At 59.2% G+C, this 18,707-nt stretch carries 14 protein-coding genes; 3 read left to right on the top strand and 11 right to left on the bottom strand.

Annotated features, from left to right (window positions below; genetic code table 11):
• Positions 1-22: 22 nt before the first annotated feature.
• On the top strand, positions 23-988 hold the full coding sequence (locus ACA043_RS17190; RefSeq protein WP_497657503.1) for a sensor domain-containing diguanylate cyclase: 966 nt from the start codon (positions 23-25) through the stop codon (positions 986-988).
• A gap of 21 nt (positions 989-1,009) precedes the next feature.
• On the opposite strand, the gene ACA043_RS17185 is transcribed toward ACA043_RS17190, so the two are convergent.
• The 9 genes from ACA043_RS17185 to gloB all read right to left on the bottom strand — a co-directional run bounded on the left by ACA043_RS17185 (position 1,010) and on the right by gloB (position 15,331).
• Complete coding sequence (locus ACA043_RS17185) at positions 1,010-4,396, bottom strand: hypothetical protein (protein ID WP_497657502.1); 3,387 nt, start codon at positions 4,394-4,396, stop codon at positions 1,010-1,012.
• A 206-nt stretch (positions 4,397-4,602) separates the two neighbouring features.
• Positions 4,603-5,397 carry an enoyl-ACP reductase FabI gene (gene fabI, locus ACA043_RS17180; RefSeq protein WP_095059904.1) on the bottom strand — a complete coding sequence of 265 codons (795 nt, stop codon included), beginning with the start codon at positions 5,395-5,397 and terminating at the stop codon, positions 4,603-4,605.
• Between the two features lie 19 nt (positions 5,398-5,416).
• The gene (locus tag ACA043_RS17175; protein WP_187678660.1) at positions 5,417-7,027 is read right to left on the bottom strand and encodes an ABC transporter ATP-binding protein; all 1,611 of its coding nucleotides are present in this window, start codon (positions 7,025-7,027) and stop codon (positions 5,417-5,419) included.
• A 1-nt stretch (position 7,028) separates the two neighbouring features.
• Positions 7,029-8,048, bottom strand: coding sequence for an ABC transporter permease (locus ACA043_RS17170; RefSeq protein ID WP_497657501.1), 1,020 nt, complete (start codon positions 8,046-8,048; stop codon positions 7,029-7,031).
• Between the two features lies 1 nt (position 8,049).
• Positions 8,050-9,123, bottom strand: a complete 1,074-nt coding sequence (locus tag ACA043_RS17165; RefSeq protein WP_095190979.1) for a microcin C ABC transporter permease YejB — start codon at positions 9,121-9,123, stop codon at positions 8,050-8,052.
• 4 nt (positions 9,124-9,127) lie between these two features.
• Positions 9,128-10,969 carry an extracellular solute-binding protein gene (locus ACA043_RS17160; RefSeq protein WP_489881234.1) on the bottom strand — a complete coding sequence of 614 codons (1,842 nt, stop codon included), beginning with the start codon at positions 10,967-10,969 and terminating at the stop codon, positions 9,128-9,130.
• Positions 10,966-12,798 (bottom strand): extracellular solute-binding protein, encoded by a 1,833-nt coding sequence (locus ACA043_RS17155; protein ID WP_305438356.1) that lies wholly within the window; start codon positions 12,796-12,798, stop codon positions 10,966-10,968. The genes ACA043_RS17160 and ACA043_RS17155 overlap by 4 nt, the downstream gene beginning before the upstream one ends.
• A 202-nt stretch (positions 12,799-13,000) precedes the next feature.
• Complete coding sequence (locus ACA043_RS17150; RefSeq protein WP_497657500.1) at positions 13,001-14,464, bottom strand: LysM peptidoglycan-binding domain-containing protein; 1,464 nt, start codon at positions 14,462-14,464, stop codon at positions 13,001-13,003.
• 99 nt (positions 14,465-14,563) lie between these two features.
• A complete protein-coding gene (gene gloB, locus ACA043_RS17145; protein ID WP_497657499.1) occupies positions 14,564-15,331 on the bottom strand; it encodes a hydroxyacylglutathione hydrolase in 768 nt (255 codons plus the stop codon).
• A 66-nt stretch (positions 15,332-15,397) separates the two neighbouring features.
• Here gloB and ACA043_RS17140 point away from each other — a divergent pair, with 66 nt between their 5' ends.
• Together ACA043_RS17140 and rnhA are read left to right on the top strand one after the other, a co-directional pair.
• Positions 15,398-16,156, top strand: a complete 759-nt coding sequence (locus tag ACA043_RS17140) for a class I SAM-dependent methyltransferase (RefSeq protein WP_187678654.1) — start codon at positions 15,398-15,400, stop codon at positions 16,154-16,156.
• Positions 16,157-16,248: 92 nt separating this feature from the next.
• Positions 16,249-16,710, top strand: a complete 462-nt coding sequence (gene rnhA, locus ACA043_RS17135) for a ribonuclease HI (RefSeq protein ID WP_187678653.1) — start codon at positions 16,249-16,251, stop codon at positions 16,708-16,710.
• A 36-nt stretch (positions 16,711-16,746) separates the two neighbouring features.
• On the opposite strand, the gene ACA043_RS17130 is transcribed toward rnhA, so the two are convergent.
• Together ACA043_RS17130 and ACA043_RS17125 are read right to left on the bottom strand one after the other, a co-directional pair.
• On the bottom strand, positions 16,747-17,727 hold the full coding sequence (locus tag ACA043_RS17130; protein WP_187678652.1) for a TerC family protein: 981 nt from the start codon (positions 17,725-17,727) through the stop codon (positions 16,747-16,749).
• A 172-nt stretch (positions 17,728-17,899) separates the two neighbouring features.
• Positions 17,900-18,688 (bottom strand): AraC family transcriptional regulator, encoded by a 789-nt coding sequence (locus ACA043_RS17125; RefSeq protein ID WP_187678651.1) that lies wholly within the window; start codon positions 18,686-18,688, stop codon positions 17,900-17,902.
• Positions 18,689-18,707 lie beyond the last annotated feature (19 nt).

The raw sequence follows: 18,707 nt of genomic DNA, 5'->3' as shown, positions 1-18,707 counted from the left end.
ACTGACCTCGATGGAGTGTGTGATGCTGGTTCCCGGAAAACCCGCCAATGAAGCCGCGCGAATTCAAGTGCTGCACGGCCTCGACCTTCTCGATTCGGCTCCCGAAGAGCGTTTCGACCGACTCACGCGACTGGCCAAGCGTCTGTTCAATGTGCCGATCGCCTTGGTGACGCTGGTGGACAAGGATCGTCAGTGGTTCAAGTCCTGTGTCGGGCTGAATGTCACTGAAACCTCGCGGGACGTGTCTTTCTGCGGCCACGCCATTCTCAAGAATGACTTGTTGCTGGTGCCTGATGCCCGCCAGGACGAGCGCTTTCACGACAATCCGCTAGTGACCGGCGAGCCGCACATTCGCTTCTATGCCGGCTATCCACTGACCGTGCCTACTGGCAACAAAATGGGCACGCTGTGCCTGATCGACACCAAACCCCGCGAACTCGACGACGAAGAGCGCGCGCTGCTGCGTGATCTGGCAGAGATGGCCGAGCAAGAGCTGACGGCCGTGCAAATGGCGAGCATGGACGAGCTGACGCTGCTCTCCAATCGTCGCGGTTTCAAGCAATTGGCCCAGCATGCACTGGACGCCTGCGCGCGGCTGAACCGGCCGGCCACTTTGCTGTTTTTCGACCTCAATGACTTCAAGCAGATCAACGATCTCTATGGCCATGCCGAGGGCGATGGTGCATTGAAGACCTTCGCTGATGTGCTGCGCATTGCCTTTCGCGAAAGTGATGTGGTCGGGCGTCTGGGCGGCGATGAGTTTGTGGCGTTGCTGACCGGCTCCAGTCATATCGAAACCACGGCGATCATGGCGCGGCTCAAGGAAATCCTCGAAGAGCGCAACGCTACGTTGCACCGTGGTTATGCCATTCGTTTCAGCGTCGGCCAGATCGAATATGACCCGCAGCGGCATGACACGGTGGATCGACTGCTGGCAGATGCAGATGGGGCGATGTATGCCCATAAACAGGCCTTGAAGCGCATCTGATCGGGGCTTTGTGGTTCAAAGTCAAACGGTCGATGCCTGGATGGATTGAAAAAACGCCATCCAGGCCTGATGAATACCTTCAGCTTCTTGGAGCTCGATCGCACGGTTGGCCCGTTCCAGGGCCGAGGCCTGTTGAACGGCGAACAGGCGTTCTACTGCTGTGCTGGCAATCGTCTGGATTCTTGATGACGTGAATGTTGCGGGGATTTGTTGATAGGCGCCAACTGCCAACTGTTCTTGCTCGATTTCGATTCTTTTGATCTGGCCACGACAGGTGCCTGGGCTTCTTGCCGTTGCGCCTTGCAGGTACGTCTCTGCGTCGAATGGCAGGCTTGTGCTGGTCGTTTTCGCGGATGCCGACACCAGCGTGGAATAGTTGATGTCCTGACGTAGATGAACGGCTCGCTCTCGAATGAATATCTCGTAAATTCGTGGCAGCTCACTTTGGCAGGAGACGATCATGGCAAACAATCCAGCCGCCGGATTCTGCTTATCTGCGACAGCCTGGCCCGGGGGTTGTGCTGTTACCGGATGCAGGGCGAAGAATCCCAGTGGGCCGGTCTCCAGATCGAGTCGTTGCTGAAGCGGTAATTCACAGAACGATTCCTTGATCAGGGCCACGTAGGCATCCTTCATTCGTTCCAGTCGGCTTTTGAGCTGCACTAGGAACGCGCCGGCAACCGATGTGAGCTGGTCAAACGACGGTGCCAGCAGCGATAGCTGCACTTGCGGGAGTGTCGAGCTCCAATTGCTCCATTCAGTGGTCAGCTTCTGCGCCATGTGCAACTCGACCAGCGAATACTTTTCGGTCGGCGCCGCGTCAGGCGCGGTCGGTGTGGCTGACTCTTTCCTGCATTTGGGCAGCCATATCAGGCACCTTTCTTCCAGGTACAACGCGTCAGGAAACACCTTGCGCAGATCTTGCAGGGCAACGGTGTACGGTGTTGCGAAGGGTGCGCGAAAGGCCAGCTCGGTATGGGTGAACATCCTCTGTCCATGCAGGACAAACGCATTGTCGGCTGCATTGAGTGTGGCGGCATCATAGAGCGCATCCGTCTGGACCGAGTCGCGTTGAATCACGCCTCTGGCAATGGCCCAACCGGCTACCAGAGAGACGGGTGCTTTCTTCGAGCGGAACTCCTGCAGGTGGGGAATCATGGGCAGGGCGGACAGTGTCATGATTTCGTTGTAACTCATCAAACGGGTCATGCCGGGGGCGTGGTTTTCGATGAAGAGCACCACTTGTTTGAGCTTCACCCATGAGTGCGCGGTCATGTAGGCGAGTGAAGCGGGGATGCCGCGGACTAGAAATTCCGGAGCGATACCTGAGAGCAGTAGATGTGTCGCCAGGGTTTTCTGCTTGATGCGATGCAGCGCGAATTGCCCATCGATAAAGCGTCGGACATCCTTGTACGACTCACCCCAAAAAAAGCTGTCATTGAGCGGCTGATCGATCACCTTGCCTGGCTGCTGGCCTGCCAGAGGATCGAGACTGAGGATCAAGGCAGTCAGTAACAGATACTCACGATTGGTGGCTATGTCTTCCATTCTCTTCCATTTTTCAGGATCAAGCTTTTCCAGCAGACGATTGCCCAATTGATGCGCACGTGGCGAAATCAGTATCTGGCTGAGCAGCGAATCGGCTTTGGCTTGCAGCACTGTGGCGCTCAGATCAGGTACCACGCCTTCGCTCAGATAATCGATCAATGCAACGCAAGTGTGCGCCAGGAATGCTGCGCTGGCGTCGATGATCAACTTGCGTCGCTCGGCGGTGAGGCCCGGCGAGCCGCTACCGGGGGAGCCGAGCATGTACCAGTGATTCGTAAAGCCTGGGGGGAGCAACTGGTAGGGTTTCATCCACTGCGCGATGATCCCGGCGACTTGCGCGTTTGCAGGCAGCGGGATTTCGTAGAAACCCATCATTTGCTTGAGTGTCACCAGTCCGTTGGTACGCAAGGCGCCGCCGGCCTTGTCGGCCAACAGCCGAAGTTCATCGCGTTTGGTTTTGAGCGTGCTGTTTTGTTCTACCTGCGTCGTCAGGTCCTCCCAGTTCTTTTTCTTCCCTGGTGTGCCGACATGACCTGAACGGTTCAGAAGCAGCGGGCTGTCGGCGGGCAGTTGGTTAGCCTTCAAGAGCCGCTGAAATTCGCTGCTATCTCTGAAACTCAGCAATCGTTGTTTGCCCGTCACTGTCTTTTCGCCCAATGCGGATTCCGGGTCTGGCGCACTGAGGTAGTAGAGGTCGATTTCGGCACCTGCCTCCTTGTTCCAGGCCAGTACTTCAAGGAGCAAATGGATATTGCGAAAGTCCTCAACATTTGCAAAAGCACGCTTGTAACGTTGGATGAGCTTGCGCGTCTGGATGTGTTCACTGACGTAGGGCAGGGGCGGCCATTTGTGCTGTCGCAGTCGAGTGAGCAAGTCGCGGGCGGCGTCGAGGGTGGCGGGTATCTCAAACCCATAACACTCAAGAAGTTGATCGAGGTTGAAAAACTCATCGCTGGCGATGACGCAACCCAGTTTTCCTGCTGCGCTTATCAGCTCAGCCAATGAGTCGTCTGGCAGACCGTCATCGAACAGACTTTGTGGGTGTTCAATGATCGAACCATCGTTGCAAGTGAACGAAAAGATCTGCTCCTTCAATGAGTAACGGCAGGTCACGAAGGGCGTGGCATCTGCGGCCAAGGTCAGAAACGCCTCATTGTGAACCAGTGCCATCATGGCCGTCGTCCCACGGTGCATGAGGGTGGTCAGCCAGGATCCGTGACGCAGACGTACGAGTGTAAGGTCCAACTGCAAGGGCTGGTTCTGTCTGAGGGTATTGATCGACTGCTCGAGCGCGGTAGCCAGAACCTGGTAGTCGGCCGTTTGCGCGTTGCGCTCGGCAACCACTGCCGACGTCGTGTGCGCGTCGCTTGCGATCGGCGCGAATCCGCTGGCTTTTAGCTCATCGATGATCACCTGAGCCTGCATACGGTTTTCCGGCTCGGGATAACCGTAAAACGCCAGCACGAGCGCCCGGGGAATCAGGCAAAGCGGGTTGGCGGATTTGCCGCCGACGGAGGGTAGACCCAGTCCTGCGGGGTCGATTTTGCGGGCGATGGACAAGGGCGGAAACGCGACTTTCCACCACAGGGAGTCATCTTGCTGGGTGAACGTGCGCGTGGTGAGGACGCCGTCCTTGAGGGTCGAGGCGTGCAGCGTGTCACCTTTGAGGCTGAGGGTGTCCAGGTCGATGTCGAACGTGCTGGCCCAATCGAGAAAGCTCGAGCGATCAAGGCTGACCCAGTAGAGCTCCATCCATTCACGCAGCAGGCTGTTGCGAGGGATATCGAGGGTTCGCGCGAGTGCGACCTCCGGCGTTGCGGTCGGGAGCGCCGAGAGCTCTTTGATCACGATCTGAACCATGGCAGGTTCGTGCTTTTCGTCAGGTGCAAGGGCTGGCTGAGGGGGCATGGGTGTTCTCCAGTAAGCAGCAAAAAGACTTGCTGGAGTGGATTGTCGAGCGGCAAGGAAAGCGGCTGGCGGTACATATGTATGCGTTGAGTAATGAGTTTTTTGCGAGCAAAAAAAACCCGCCTGAATCGGCGGGTTTTCTATCGGCTAACCGAAGATCACTCTTCGATGTTGCCCATGGCGGTGGTGTTGAAGCCGCCGTCCACGTACATGATTTCACCGCTGATGCCCGACGCCAGGTCGGAGCACAGGAAGGCGCCGGCGTTGCCGACTTCGTCGATGGTGACGTTGCGGCGCAGTGGGGTTTGCGCTTCGTTGGCGGCCAGCATCTTGCGGAAGTTCTTGATGCCCGAGGCTGCCAGAGTACGGATCGGGCCAGCCGATACGCAGTTGACGCGGGTGCCGTCCGGGCCCAGGGAGCCGGCCAGGTAACGCACGCCGGCTTCCAGCGAAGCCTTGGCCATGCCCATGACGTTGTAGTTCGGCATGGTGCGCTCGGCGCCCAGGTACGACAGGGTCAGCAGGCTGCCGTTGCGGCCTTTCATCATTTCGCGGCCAGCTTTGGCCAGGGCCACGAAGCTGTAGGCGCTGATGTCGTGAGCGATGCGGAAACCGTCACGGGTGGTGGCTTCGGTGAAGTCGCCGTCCAGTTGGTCGCCCGGGGCGAAGCCGACGGAGTGGACGATGCAGTCCAGGCCGTCCCACTTCTTGCTCAACTCTTCGAAGACCTTGGCGATTTCTTCATCGCTGGCCACGTCGCACGGGAAGCACAGCTCAGGGCTCGAACCCCAGCCTTGTGCGAACTCTTCGACACGACCTTTGAGTTTGTCGTTCTGATAAGTGAAGGCAAGCTCAGCGCCCTCGCGATGCATGGCGGCAGCGATGCCGGATGCGATGGACAGCTTGCTGGCGACACCGACGATCAGTACGCGCTTACCGGCGAGAAAACCCATGTGTTGCTCCTCTTTCAGGTTATTGCGCAGTGGCTGGTGCCAAAAAAGCGGCTTCCAGCAACTGCTGTGTATACGGATGTTGGGGGGCGGCAAAGATACTTTGCGCGTCTCCCTGTTCGACCACTTGGCCATGCTTTACCACCATCAACTGGTGGCTCAGCGCTTTAACAACAGCCAGGTCATGGCTGATAAACAAATACGTCAGGTTGTACTTGGCTTGCAGTGAACGCAACAGCTCCACCACTTGCCGCTGCACCGTCCGGTCGAGCGCCGAAGTCGGCTCGTCCAGCAGGATCAGCGCCGGCTTGAGCACCAAAGCCCGGGCAATGGCGATTCGTTGCCGTTGCCCACCGGAAAATTCGTGGGGGTAGCGGTGCCGGGTTTCCGGATCCAGACCTACCTCCTTCAATGCCGCAATAATCGCCGCTTCCTGCTCGGCGGCGGTGCCCATCTTGTGAATCCGCAGGCCTTCGCCAACGATGTCGCTCACGCACATCCGCGGGCTCAGGCTGCCAAACGGGTCCTGAAACACCACCTGCATCTCCCGACGCAACGGGCGCACCTCGTTCTGCGTCAGGCAGTCTAGCTGCTTGCCTTCAAAGCGGATGGCGCCTTTGCTGCCGATCAGCCGCAAAATCGCCAGACCCAGCGTGGATTTGCCGGAACCACTTTCCCCCACAATCCCCAGGGTCTGACCCTGAGGCAGGCTGAAATTGATGCCGTCCACTGCCTTGACGTGATCCACCGTGCGCTTGAGCAGGCCTTTCTTGATCGGGAACCAGACTTTCAGGTCCTCGACCTCAAGCAGCGGCGCCCCGATTTTATTGGTCGCCGGGCCTCCGCTGGGCTCCGCGCCGAGCAATTCCCGAGTGTACGGATGCTGCGGCGAACGGAACAGCTCTTCGCACGATGCCTGTTCGACGATGCAACCGCGCTGCATGACACATACGCGATGCGCAATTCTTCGCACCAGGTTCAAATCGTGACTGATCAGTAGCAGTGACATGCCCAATCGAGCCTGAAGTTCCTTGAGTAAATCGAGGATTTTCAGCTGAACGGTCACGTCCAGTGCGGTGGTCGGTTCGTCGGCAATCAGCAGTTCCGGCTCATTGGCCAGGGCCATGGCGATCATCACCCGTTGCCGTTGGCCGCCGGACAACTCGTGGGGCAGGGCCTTGAGGCGCTTGTGCGGCTCGGGGATGCCGACCATCTCCAGCAGTTCCAGCGTGCGTTTGGTCGCGACTTTGCCGGTCAGGCCCTTGTGGATGCCCAACACCTCGTTGATCTGCTTCTCGATCGAGTGCAGCGGGTTGAGCGAGGTCATCGGCTCCTGAAAGATCATCGCGATACGGTTGCCACGGATGTGGCGGATGGTCTTTTCGCTCAGGCCCAGCAGGTTTTGCCCGGAGTAGTTGATGCTGCCGGCCGGATGCCGCGCCAAAGGGTAGGGCAGCAGGCGCAGGATCGAGTGCGCCGTCACCGATTTGCCCGAGCCGGATTCACCGACCAAGGCCAGGGTCTCGCCGCGCTTGATATCGAAGCTGACGCCCTCGACCACCCGGTGTATGCGCTCGCCAAAGCCGAATTCGACGGCGAGGTCGCGCACTTCGATCAGATTGTCCTGATTCATTTCACTTCCTCGGGTCGAAGGCATCGCGAGCGGACTCGCCGATAAACACCAGCAAGCTCAACATCAGCGCGAGCACAGCGAACGCGCTCATGCCCAGCCACGGCGCTTGCAGGTTGGATTTGCCCTGCGCGACCAGTTCACCCAGCGACGGACTGCCGGCCGGCAAGCCGAAACCGAGGAAGTCCAAAGCGGTGAGGGTGCCGATGGCGCCGGTGAGGATGAACGGCATGAAGGTCATGGTCGAGACCATGGCGTTGGGCAGGATGTGGCGGAACATGATTGCGCCATTCTGCATGCCCAGCGCCCGTGCAGCTCGCACATATTCAAGGTTGCGGCCACGCAGGAACTCGGCGCGCACCACGTCGACCAGGCTCATCCACGAGAACAGCAGCATGATCCCCAGCAGCCACCAGAAATTCGGCTGGACGAAACTGGCGAGAATTATCAGCAGGTACAGCACCGGTAAACCCGACCAGATCTCCAGAAACCGCTGACCGGCCAGATCGACCCAGCCGCCGTAGAAACCCTGCAAGGCCCCGGCAATCACGCCGATGATCGAACTCAGCACGGTCAGCGTCAGGGCAAACAGCACCGAAATGCGGAAACCGTAAATCACCCGCGCCAACACATCGCGGCCCTGATCGTCAGTGCCCAGCCAGTTGTCCGCCGAGGGCGGGGCAGGGGCCGGGACTTTCAGGTCGTAATTGATGCTTTGATAGCTGTAGGGGATCGGCGCCCACAACACCCACGCATCCTTGGCCTTGAGCAGTTCACGGATGTACGGGCTCTTGTAGTTGGCTTCCAGCGGGAATTCGCCGCCGAAAGAGGTTTCCGGGTAGCGCTTGACCGCCGGGAAGTACCAGCTGTTGTCGTAGTGCACCACCAGCGGCTTGTCGTTGGCGATCAGCTCGGCGCCCAGGCTCAGGCCGAACAGGATCAGAAACAGCCACAGCGACCACCAGCCACGCTTGTTGGCCTTGAACAGTTCGAAGCGGCGGCGGTTGAGAGGGGACAGGTTCATCTCAATGCTCCCGGCTTTCGAAGTCGATGCGCGGATCGACCAGGGTGTAGGTGAGGTCGCCGATCAGTTTCACCACCAGCCCGAGCAGGGTGAAGATGAACAGGGTGCCGAACACCACCGGGTAATCGCGGTTGATCGCCGCTTCGAAACTCATCAGGCCCAGGCCGTCGAGGGAGAAGATCACTTCGACCAGCAACGAGCCGGTGAAAAAGATGCCAATGAACGCCGACGGGAAACCGGCAATCACCAGCAACATGGCGTTGCGGAACACGTGACCGTAGAGCACGCGATGGCGGGTCAGGCCCTTGGCCTTGGCGGTGACCACGTACTGTTTGTTGATCTCGTCGAGGAAGCTGTTTTTGGTCAGCAGGGTCATGGTCGCGAAGTTGCCGATCACCAGTGCGGTCACTGGCAGTGCCAAGTGCCAGAAGTAATCGAGGATCTTGCCGCCGAGGCTTAACTCATCAAAGTTGTTCGAGGTCAGGCCCCTTAGCGGGAACCAGTCCAGATAACTGCCGCCGGCAAACACCACGATCAGCAGAATCGCAAAGAGAAACGCCGGGATCGCATAGCCGACAATGATTGCCGAACTGGTCCAGACGTCGAAATGGCTGCCGTGTCGTGTGGCCTTGGCGATCCCCAGCGGGATCGACACCAGGTACATGATCAGCGTGCTCCACAAGCCCAGCGAGATCGACACCGGCATCTTTTCCTTGATCAGGTCGATGACCTTGGCGTCGCGGAAAAAACTGTCGCCGAAGTCCAGCGAGGCGTAGTTCTTGACCATGATCCACAGACGTTCCGGGGCCGATTTATCGAACCCGTACATGTGCTCGATTTCCTTGATCAGCGCCGGGTCCAGCCCTTGCGCGCCGCGATAAGAGGAACCGGCCACCGAGACTTCGGCACCGCCGCCCGCGATGCGACTTGTGGCGCCTTCGAAGCCTTCCAGCTTGGCAATCATCTGCTCTACCGGGCCACCAGGCGCAGCCTGGATGATCACGAAGTTGATCAGCAGAATGCCGAACAGGGTCGGGATGATCAGCAGCAGTCGCCGAAATATATACGCCAGCATCTGATTACTCCGTGCCCGCAGGGTCGGCTTGCAGTTTGGTTTCGACTTCTATTGCCGGTTTGGCATCGGGCTTGATCCACCAGGTATTCGTACCGATGTCGTACTTGGGGGAGACTTTCGGGTGACCGATGTGGTTCCAGTACGCCACGCGCCAGGTCTTGATGTGCCAGTTGGGGATCACGTAATAGCCCCACTGCAACACGCGGTCCAGCGCACGGGCGTGGGCCACCAGGCTTTTGCGCGAGTCGGCGTTGATCAGGTTCTCGACCAGTTGATCGACGATCGGATCTTTCAGACCCATGGTGTTGCGACTGCTCGGTTTGTCGGCGGCGGCGCTCATCCAGTATTCGCGCTGTTCGTTACCCGGCGAATTGGACTGCGCAAAGCTGCCGACCATCATGTCGAAATCCCGCGAACGCACGCGGTTGATGTACTGCGAGACGTCGACGCGGCGGATCACCAGTTCGATGCCAAGGTCGCTGAGGTTGCGCTTGAGCGGCAACAGCACGCGTTCAAAATCGGTCTGCGCCAGCAGGAACTCAATGACCACCGGTTTGCCGGTGGCGTCGACCATTTTGTCGTCGACGATCTTCCAGCCAGCCTCTTGCAGCAGTTGGTAGGCCTCACGTTGTTGGGTACGGATCATGCCGCTGGCGTCGGTCTTCGGGTTCTCGAAGGCTTCGCTGAATACCTGCGCTGGCAGTTTGCTGCGGAACGGGTCGAGGATCGCCACCTGGTCAGCGTCGGGCAATCCGGTGGCGGCCATTTCCGAGTTCTCGAAGTAGCTGCGCGTGCGTGTATACGCGCCGTTGAACAACTGCTTGTTGGTCCATTCGAAATCGAACAGCAGGCCCAGCGCCTGACGTACTCGGACATCCTGGAACACCGGGCGGCGCAGGTTGAAGACAAAACCCTGCATGCCAGTCGGGTTGCTGTTGGGGATCAATTCCTTGATCAGGCGACCTTCAGTCACCGCCGGGACGTTGTAGGCGTTGGCCCAGTTCTTGGCGGTCATTTCCAGCCAGTAGTCGAACTGTCCGGCTTTCAGCGCTTCCAGCGCGACAGTGTTGTCACGGTAGTAATCGGTGGTCATCGTGTCGAAGTTGTAGAACCCGCGATTGACCGGCAGATCCTTGCCCCAGTAGTCCTTGACTCGCTCGTAGCGCACCGAGCGGCCAGCCTTCACTTCGGTGACTTTGTACGGGCCGCTGCCCAGCGGAATTTCCAGATTGCCCTTGCTGAAGTCACGATCGGCCCACCAGTGTTTTGGCAACACGGGCAGTTGACCCAGGATCAGCGGCAGTTCGCGGTTGTTGGTGTGCTTGAACTTGAACAGTACCTTGAGCGGGTCTTCAGCGACAACTTCGGCGACGTCGTTGTAGTAGCCGCGAAACAGCGGTGAGCCTTCCTTGGTCAGGGTCTGGAAGCTGAACACCACATCGTCGGCGCGCACCGGGTGACCATCGTTGAAGCGTGCTTCGGGTCGCAGGTAAAACCGTACCCAGCTGTTGTCCGGGGCCTTTTCGATCTTGCCGGCGATCAAGCCGTATTCGGTAAAGGGCTCGTCGAGACTGTGCTTGGTCAGGGTGTCGTAGATCTGTCCGATGTCATCGGCCGGTACGCCTTTGCTGATGAACGGGTTGAGGCTGTCGAACCCGCCGAACCCGGCCTGGCGAAAGATCCCGCCCTTGGGCGCGTCGGGGTTCACGTAATCGAAATGCTTGAAATCGGCCGGGTATTTCGGCGGCTCGTTGTACAGGGTCACGGCGTGTTGCGGGGCGGCCAAGGCCAGCCCGGCGAACAGCATGCCGCTGGCCTGCAGGAGCAGGGCGCGGATAGGCTTCATTGATCTTTCTCCGAAGACTTCAGCCACCACGCACTCAGGCCCAGGGTATAGGGCGGCGTAGTGACGAAGGCCAACCGGTTGCGGTAGGCCAGACGGTGATAATTGATGTACCAGTTGGGAATGATGTAGTGCTGCCAGAGCAGCACGCGGTCGAGTGCCTTGCCGGCGGCGACCTGCTCATCGCGGGTTTGCGCGGCGAGCAATTGTTCAAGCAGGTGATCGACCACCGGGTTGGCGATGCCAGCGTAATTCTTGCTGCCCTTGACCCCGACCTGACTGGAATGGAAGTACTGCCATTGCTCAAGGCCCGGGCTGAGTGTCTGGTTGAGCGTCATCAGGATCATGTCGAAATCGAACTGGTCCAGACGTTGTTTGTACTGTGCGCGGTCTACCGTGCGCAGGCGGGCGTCGATGCCGATACTCTTGAGGTTCTCGATATACGGCTGAAGGATACGTTCCAGATTCGGGTTGACCAGCAGCAGTTCGAAACTCAGTGGCTGGCCGGCGGCGTTGCGCAGGCGCTGACCGTTGAGCTTCCAGCCAGCCTCTGCCAGCAGCGCCAGGGCATTGCGCATGGTTTCCCGCGGGATACCGCGCCCGTCGGTCTGCGCCAACGTGAACGGTTCGGTAAACAGTTTGGCCGGCAATTGGTCCTTGTACGGCTTGAGCATCAGCCATTCATGTCCGACCGGTACGCCGCTGGCGCTGAATTCGCTGTTGGGGTAGTAACTGGTGGTGCGTTTGTAGGCGTCGCTGAACAGCGCGCGATTGGTCCACTCGAAATCGAACATCAGGCCCAGGGCTTCGCGGGTTTTGACGTCGGCGAAGGTTGCACGCCGGGTGTTCATGAACAGGCCCTGACTCTGGGTCGGAATCTGATGCGGGATCTGCGCTTTGATCACCTCGCCACGGCGCACGGCCGGGAAGTTGTAGCCGTTGGCCCAATTCTTGGCCTGATGCTCAATGTAGATGTCGAACTCACCGGCCTTGAACGCTTCGAATGCCACGTCGCTGTCGCGGTAGAACTCGACCTCCATGCGATCGAAGTTGTACTTGCCGCGATTGACTGGCAAGTCCTTGCCCCAGTAGTCCTTGACCCGTTCGAAGATCAATTGGCGACCCGGCGTCACCGAGGTAATGCGATACGGCCCACTGCCCAGCGGCGGCTCGAAGGTCGTGGCCTTGAAGTCGCGATCCTTCCAATAGTGCTGCGCCAGCACCGGCAACTCACCGAGGCGCAGGATCAACAGGGGATTGCCGGAGCGCTTGAGCACGAAGCGGATGCGCTGTTTGTTGAGAATGTCGACCCGCAGCACTTCCTGTAGCGCCGTGCGGTATAGCGGGTGGCCTTCCTTGAGCAGCAGGCGATAGGAGAACGCCACGTCGTAGGCGGTGATCGGCGTGCCATCGTGAAAGTGTGCTTCAGGGCGCAGATTGAACACCACCCAGCTGCGATCCTCGCTGTACTCCACCGATTGCGCGATCAAGCCGTAACTGGAGGCCGGTTCATCGCCGGACGGCGAGTACTGGCCGGTGCCGACCATTAGCGGCTCGTTCAGTTCGTTGATGCCGTACTGAAGAAAATTCCCGGTGGATACAGGGCTGCTGCCCTTGAACGTGTACGGATTGACCGTATCGAAGGTGCCAAACGCCATCACCCGCAACGTACCGCCCTTGGGCGCTTGCGGGTTGACCCAGTCGAAATGGGTAAATCTGGCCGGGTACTTGAGCGTGCCGAACTGCGCATAACCGTGACTTTCGGTAATCGTCGCGCTTGCGGGTGAGCTCAAGGCCAGGCTGATCAGGAACAGGAGGAGGGGACGCTTCAAGTCAGATCCGATCCAGGCGGCTTGGGCTTTGTGGGCCGTACAGTAACAGCTTGTATGGACAGGAAAAAGATAGGCGGTTAATGCAGTGTTAATGCAAAAAAAATCGTCCGATCGCGGCCCTAGCCTTCGGCAGCTCCTACACGGATCAATGCAGGTGCTGCCGAAGGCTCGGGCCGCGATCGGACGATCTTTTGATTTCTACTCAGTGCGGCTGATAAACCGTGAGCATCTGCCCAGGCTTCAACGCTTTTCCGGCACCCGGATTCCAGCGTTTGAGATGTTGCATCTCAACGTTGAAGCGCTTGGCGACCACATACAGCGTGTCGCCGCGCTTGACCTTGTACTGGGTCTGCTGCGCGCTGTCGGCTTTGCCTTTAGTCTTGCTGTTGGCCGCGATCACGGTGTTGACCCGGCCACTGTTGCGCGAAGGGCTGCGTTTGGTGGTGTCCTGCATCACCAGCGTCTGGCCGACCTTGAGGTTTTTGCCACTCAGTTTGTTCCAGCGTTGCAGATCCTTCACTTCGACCTTGTTGGCCTTGGCGATGGAGCCGAGGTTGTCGCCACGCTTCACACGATAGGCGCGCTTGAGCTGTGCCACTTCGCTTGGATCGGCACCGTCGAACACCGGTTTCAGCGAGCGTGGGCTGATCAACTCTTCAGGACGCATGGTTTGCAGGCTGGCGGTCAGCAGTTGCGCCTTGGACGTCGGCACCAGCAAATGCTGAGGGCCGTCGATGGTGGTGCGCTGTTTGAACGCCGGGTTGAGCTGGAACAGTTCGTCTTCATCGATGTTGGCAACCGCAGCGACCTTGGACAGGTCCATACGCTGGTTGATTTCGACGACCTGGAAGTACGGTTCGTTGGCGATCGGGTTGAGGTTCACGCCGTAGGCTTCCGGCGCCAATACCACTTGCGACAGCGCCAGCAGCTTCGGCACGTAGGCCTGGGTTTCCGCCGGTAGCGGCAGGTTCCAGTAGTCGGTTGGCAGGCCGAGCTTCTCGTTGCGCTCGATGGCGCGGCTGACCGTACCTTCACCGGCGTTGTAGGCCGCAAGGGCCAGCAGCCAGTCGCCGTTGAACATGTCGTGCAGGCGGGTCAGGTAATCCATCGCTGCGGTGGTCGAAGCGGTGATATCGCGCCGGCCATCGTAGAAGCGGGTCTGGCGCAGGTTGAAGTAACGCCCGGTGGCCGGAACGAATTGCCACAGGCCTACCGCGTTGGCTCGGGAATAGGCCATTGGGTTGTAGGCGCTTTCAATCACTGGCAGCAGGGCCAGTTCCAGCGGCATGTTGCGTTCTTCGAGGCGTTCGACGATGTAGTGAATGTAAAGGCTGCCGCGTTCACCGGCATTCTCGAGAAAAGAGGGATTGCTGGCGAACCACAGGCGCTGTTGCTCGATACGCGGGTTCACGCCCAGGCCTTCTTGCAGCTGGAAACCCTGGCGCATGCGTTCCCAGATGTCCTGGGGAACCTGTGGGCTGGGCTTCTCGGTCAGCCAGATCGGCTTCTGCTTGGCTCGCGCAGCGATGTTCGGCGTATGCGTCGCTTCAGTCTGCGGAGCATGGCTGGAACAGCCCGCCAGCGTGGCGGACACAGCCACCGCGATGGCTTGCGCCAAGCGGGTCAATGCGTCTGAATTGACGGACTTACGTATGGATGACGACATTGGCTGGAAGTAAGTTCCGGGCAAAAATGTCGGGCGATTCTAGAAAGCGCACCCCCTGCGGTCAACCATTCAGAATTTTTGGACCCGGCGTCGAGGCACTTAGAACGTATCTTTCCATGCCCGCAGAGCCGCAAAAACCTCACTCGGCGCCCGGTTTTGAGCGCCTGCCCGTTCGTCCACTTTTTGTGTAACTAATGTTTCAGTGGTGCGCAAAAACGGATTTGTAAGCTTTTCCAGGGCCAGGGTCGAGGGCAGGGTCATGACACCGTTTTGCCGTTGCTGGGTGACTTTTTCCAGACGGGCGGCAATGTCCGGGTTGCCCGGCTCGACCGCTGCGGCAAACTTCAGATTGCTCAGGGTGTATTCATGGGTGCAGTAGACCAGCGTATCTTCTGGCAAGGCGGCGAGACGGCCGAGCGAATGATGCATCTGCTCCGGGGTGCCTTCGAACAACCGGCCGCACCCGGCGGCAAACAGCGTGTCGCCGCAGAACAGCAGGCCGTGGTGGTAATAGGCAATGTGTCCCAAGGTGTGACCGGGCACGGCATAGACATCGAAGTCCCAGCCGAGCACGCTGACCTTGTCGTTGTCCTTGAGGGCAATATCGCGCGCCGGGATGTTTTCGCTGGCCGGACCATAAACGGTCGCGCCGCTGTCCTGCTTCAGGCGTTCGACGCCGCCAACGTGGTCATGATGATGGTGGGTGATCAGGATGTCGCTCAGCACCCAGCCTGGATGCGCCGCTAGCCAAGCCTGTACGGGTGCGGCATCGCCCGGGTCGACCACGGCGCAGCGCTGGGTACGGTGATCCTGTAACAACCAGATGTAGTTGTCGGTGAACGCGGGCAGGGCACTGATCTGTATCATCGTCGGAATTCGCCAAGCGGAAAACATTGGCGCATCTTAGTAGTTCCTGGCGCGTTGGAGAATGACATGACCGATAAAGCGTTCGCTCAGGCTGATCCGGACTGGCTGGCGTTGATCAGCGCCGCCCGTGAATGGCTGTCGGGCCCGCTCGGGCAATTTCTGTTGGATGAAGAGCGGCGCATGCTCGAAGACGAGTTGGGCCGCTTCTTTGGCGGCTATCTCGTGCATTACGGCCCATCGGCCGACACCCCGCCGTCGGCACCGCAAGTGCAGCGCAACGTGCGGCTCGGTGCACCGCTGCCGGGTGTCGAGATCGTCTGCGAAGAGCAGGCGTGGCCATTGAGCGAACACGCCGCCGATGTGGTGGTCATGCAGCATGGTCTGGATTTCTGCCTGTCGCCCCATGGTCTGTTGCGCGAAGCCGCGAGCAGCGTGCGCCCCGGCGGGCACCTGCTGATCATCGGAATCAACCCATGGAGCACCTGGGGCCTGCGTCATGTATTCGCCCATGATGCGTTGCGCCAGGCCCGTTGCATCTCGCCGTCGCGGGTCGCCGACTGGCTCAATCTGCTGGGTTTTGCGCTGGAGAAACGCCGCTTCGGGTGCTATCGTCCGCCGCTTGCTTCGCCCAAGTGGCAGGCCCGACTGGCCGGCTGGGAACGCAAGGCCGGTGACTGGCAACTGTCGGGCGGCGGCTTCTATTTATTGGTGGCGCGCAAGATTGTGGTCGGGCTGCGGCCCCTGCGTCAGGAGCGTCGCGAGCCGATGGGCAAACTGATTCCGCTGCCGATGGCCAAGGTCAACCGCCGCCGTATCGAACCGTAAACCTTCTTTTTTACAGTGGCCGGACCTGCTCCGGCCGCGGTCATCGTCAATCCGCGATTGGCGAGGCATGTATTTTTTCTGGATAGATTGGCATGAGCGAAAGCGTCGATAACGTAGAACTGTTCACCGATGGCGCCTGCAAGGGCAACCCTGGCCCGGGTGGCTGGGGTGCTTTGCTGGTGTGCAAGGGCGTTGAGAAGGAGTTGTGGGGCGGCGAAGCCAACACAACCAACAACCGCATGGAACTGCTCGGCGCCATTCGCGGCCTTGAAGCTCTGAAGCGCCCATGTGAAGTGCTGCTGGTGACCGACTCGCAGTACGTCATGAAGGGCATCAACGAGTGGATGGCCAACTGGAAGAAGCGCGGCTGGAAAACCGCTGCCAAGGAACCGGTGAAGAACGCTGATCTGTGGAAAGAGCTGGATGAGCAGGTCAACCGCCACAAGGTCACGTGGAAGTGGGTGCGCGGACACATTGGCCATCACGGCAACGAGCGGGCTGACCAGTTGGCTAACCGTGGCGTTGATGAAGTGCGCGGTTACAAGCAGAGCTGATTGCCGGGAAATGAGCAGGCTTACTCGCACAGGTGCTTATGGTGACTGGTTCTCCGGCGTTTTGTCTCTGGTCAGCAGCAGACTCAACAACACCGACCCCAGGATCACACCACCCACCACCGCCAGCGACCACTCCACCGGCATGTGAAACCACGGCATCAGGGTCATCTTGCCACCAATGAATACCAGCACAATCGCCAAACCGTACTTGAGCAGATGAAAGCGGTCGGCCATGTCCGCCAGCAGGAAGTACAGCGCGCGCAGGCCCATGATCGCGAAGATGTTCGAGGTGAAGACGATAAACGGGTCAGTGGTGACGGCGAAGATCGCCGGGATGCTGTCGACCGCAAACATCAGATCGCTGGCCTCAATCAGCACCAGCACCAGGAACATTGGCGTCGCCCAGCGTACGCCGTTCTGCAACACGAAAAACCGTTCGCCATGAAAACCGCTGGTGACGCGCAGATGCCCGCGCACCCAGCGTAATAAAGGATTTTTTTCCAGATCCGGCTGCTGATCGGCGAACACCAGCATCTTGATCCCGGTGATGATCAGGAACACGCCGAAGGCATACAGAAGCCATTCAAACTGCGAGACCAGCCACACACCGGCGAAAATCATCACCGCGCGCATCACGATTGCCCCAAGCACACCGTACAGCAGCACCCGGCGCTGCAACTCCGGCGGCACTGCGAAGTAGCTGAAGATCATTACGAAGATGAACATGTTGTCGATCGACAGCGATTGCTCGATCAGATAACCGGTGAGGAATTCCAGGGTTTTCTGTCGGGCGATTTCGCCGCCGAACGTGCCGTGCAGATACCACCACAGCAGGGCTGCGAACGACAGGGCCAACAAGCACCAGGCAATGACCCAGGCCAAGGCTTCGCGAACGGATACTCGATGCGCCTTGCGCCCCCCGAACACAAACAAATCCAATGCCAGCATGGCAAGAACGAAGACGATGAAGGCACCCCACATCCAGGGTTCGCCGATATTGATGTTCGTGGCTGGCATGTCACGCTCCCTGTCTTTGGTTGTAAGAGGGTCAGACGAGGCCATGCTAACGACGAGTTTGTGGCAAAGAAAAATCGTTTATTTCTTGGTCAGAGTTCGATAAAACCGAAGTGTCGGAGGGTAAAGTGGCAACCCGATGCTTGCTCGTTTTCTGGAAAACATGTTTGGCGCCTCAACGAAAAAACTCCCCCGGCGTTTCACCAAACTGTTGACGAAACGCCGCGATAAACGCCGACGTCGAGTCATAACCACAGGCCAGCGCGACGTCCGTGACGCGCTCGCCTTTCTCCAGCGGTGTCAGGGCGCCGAGCAGGCGCAGGCGCTGGCGCCAGGCGCGGAAGGTCAGGCCGGTGTCGCGCAAAAACAGACGCGTGAGGGTTTTTTCGGTGACGCCGAGTTTCTCGCTCCAGTGGCTCAGCGTGGTTTGCTGTTCCGGGCGTTGCTCCAGGCTTTGGTAGATCTGCCGCAAGCGCGGGTCCTGCGGCAACGGCAGCATCAGGTCAATGTGCGGGGCATCGACCAGTTGATCGAGGATCACCTGCGCAAGGCGCCCATGCGCGCCGTTCTGGTCGTATTCCACCGGCACCTGACTGAACGCACGGATCAGTTCCCTGAGCAAATCGCTGACGCCGAGCACATGGCAATGCTCAACCGCCCAACCGACGACGCTGCAATCGATGTACAGGCTGCGCATCTCGGTATGTGGCGAGCTGAATACCCGATGCGGTACGCCGGCCGGAATCCACACCGCGCGCTCCGGCGGCGCAACGAACCGCCCGGCGCTGGTCTGCACCTCAAGCACACCCTGAATTGCGTAGGAGAGCTGCACCCAAGGATGACTGTGGCGCCGGGTCAGTGCGCGATTGGGCAGCGATTCGGTGCGTCCGTAAAGCGGGCGTGGCAGGCTTGGCAGCCCGGGAATACTGCGCCGGATACTTTTGTCATGTCCTTTAGGCGGCATCTGAAGGCTCTTCGGCGTT

The sequence above is a fragment of the Pseudomonas sp. LBUM1648 genome (genome assembly GCF_059716145.1).
The sequence above is the reverse complement of the archived record's forward strand: the minus strand, read 5'-3'. Positions and strand labels throughout refer to the sequence as shown.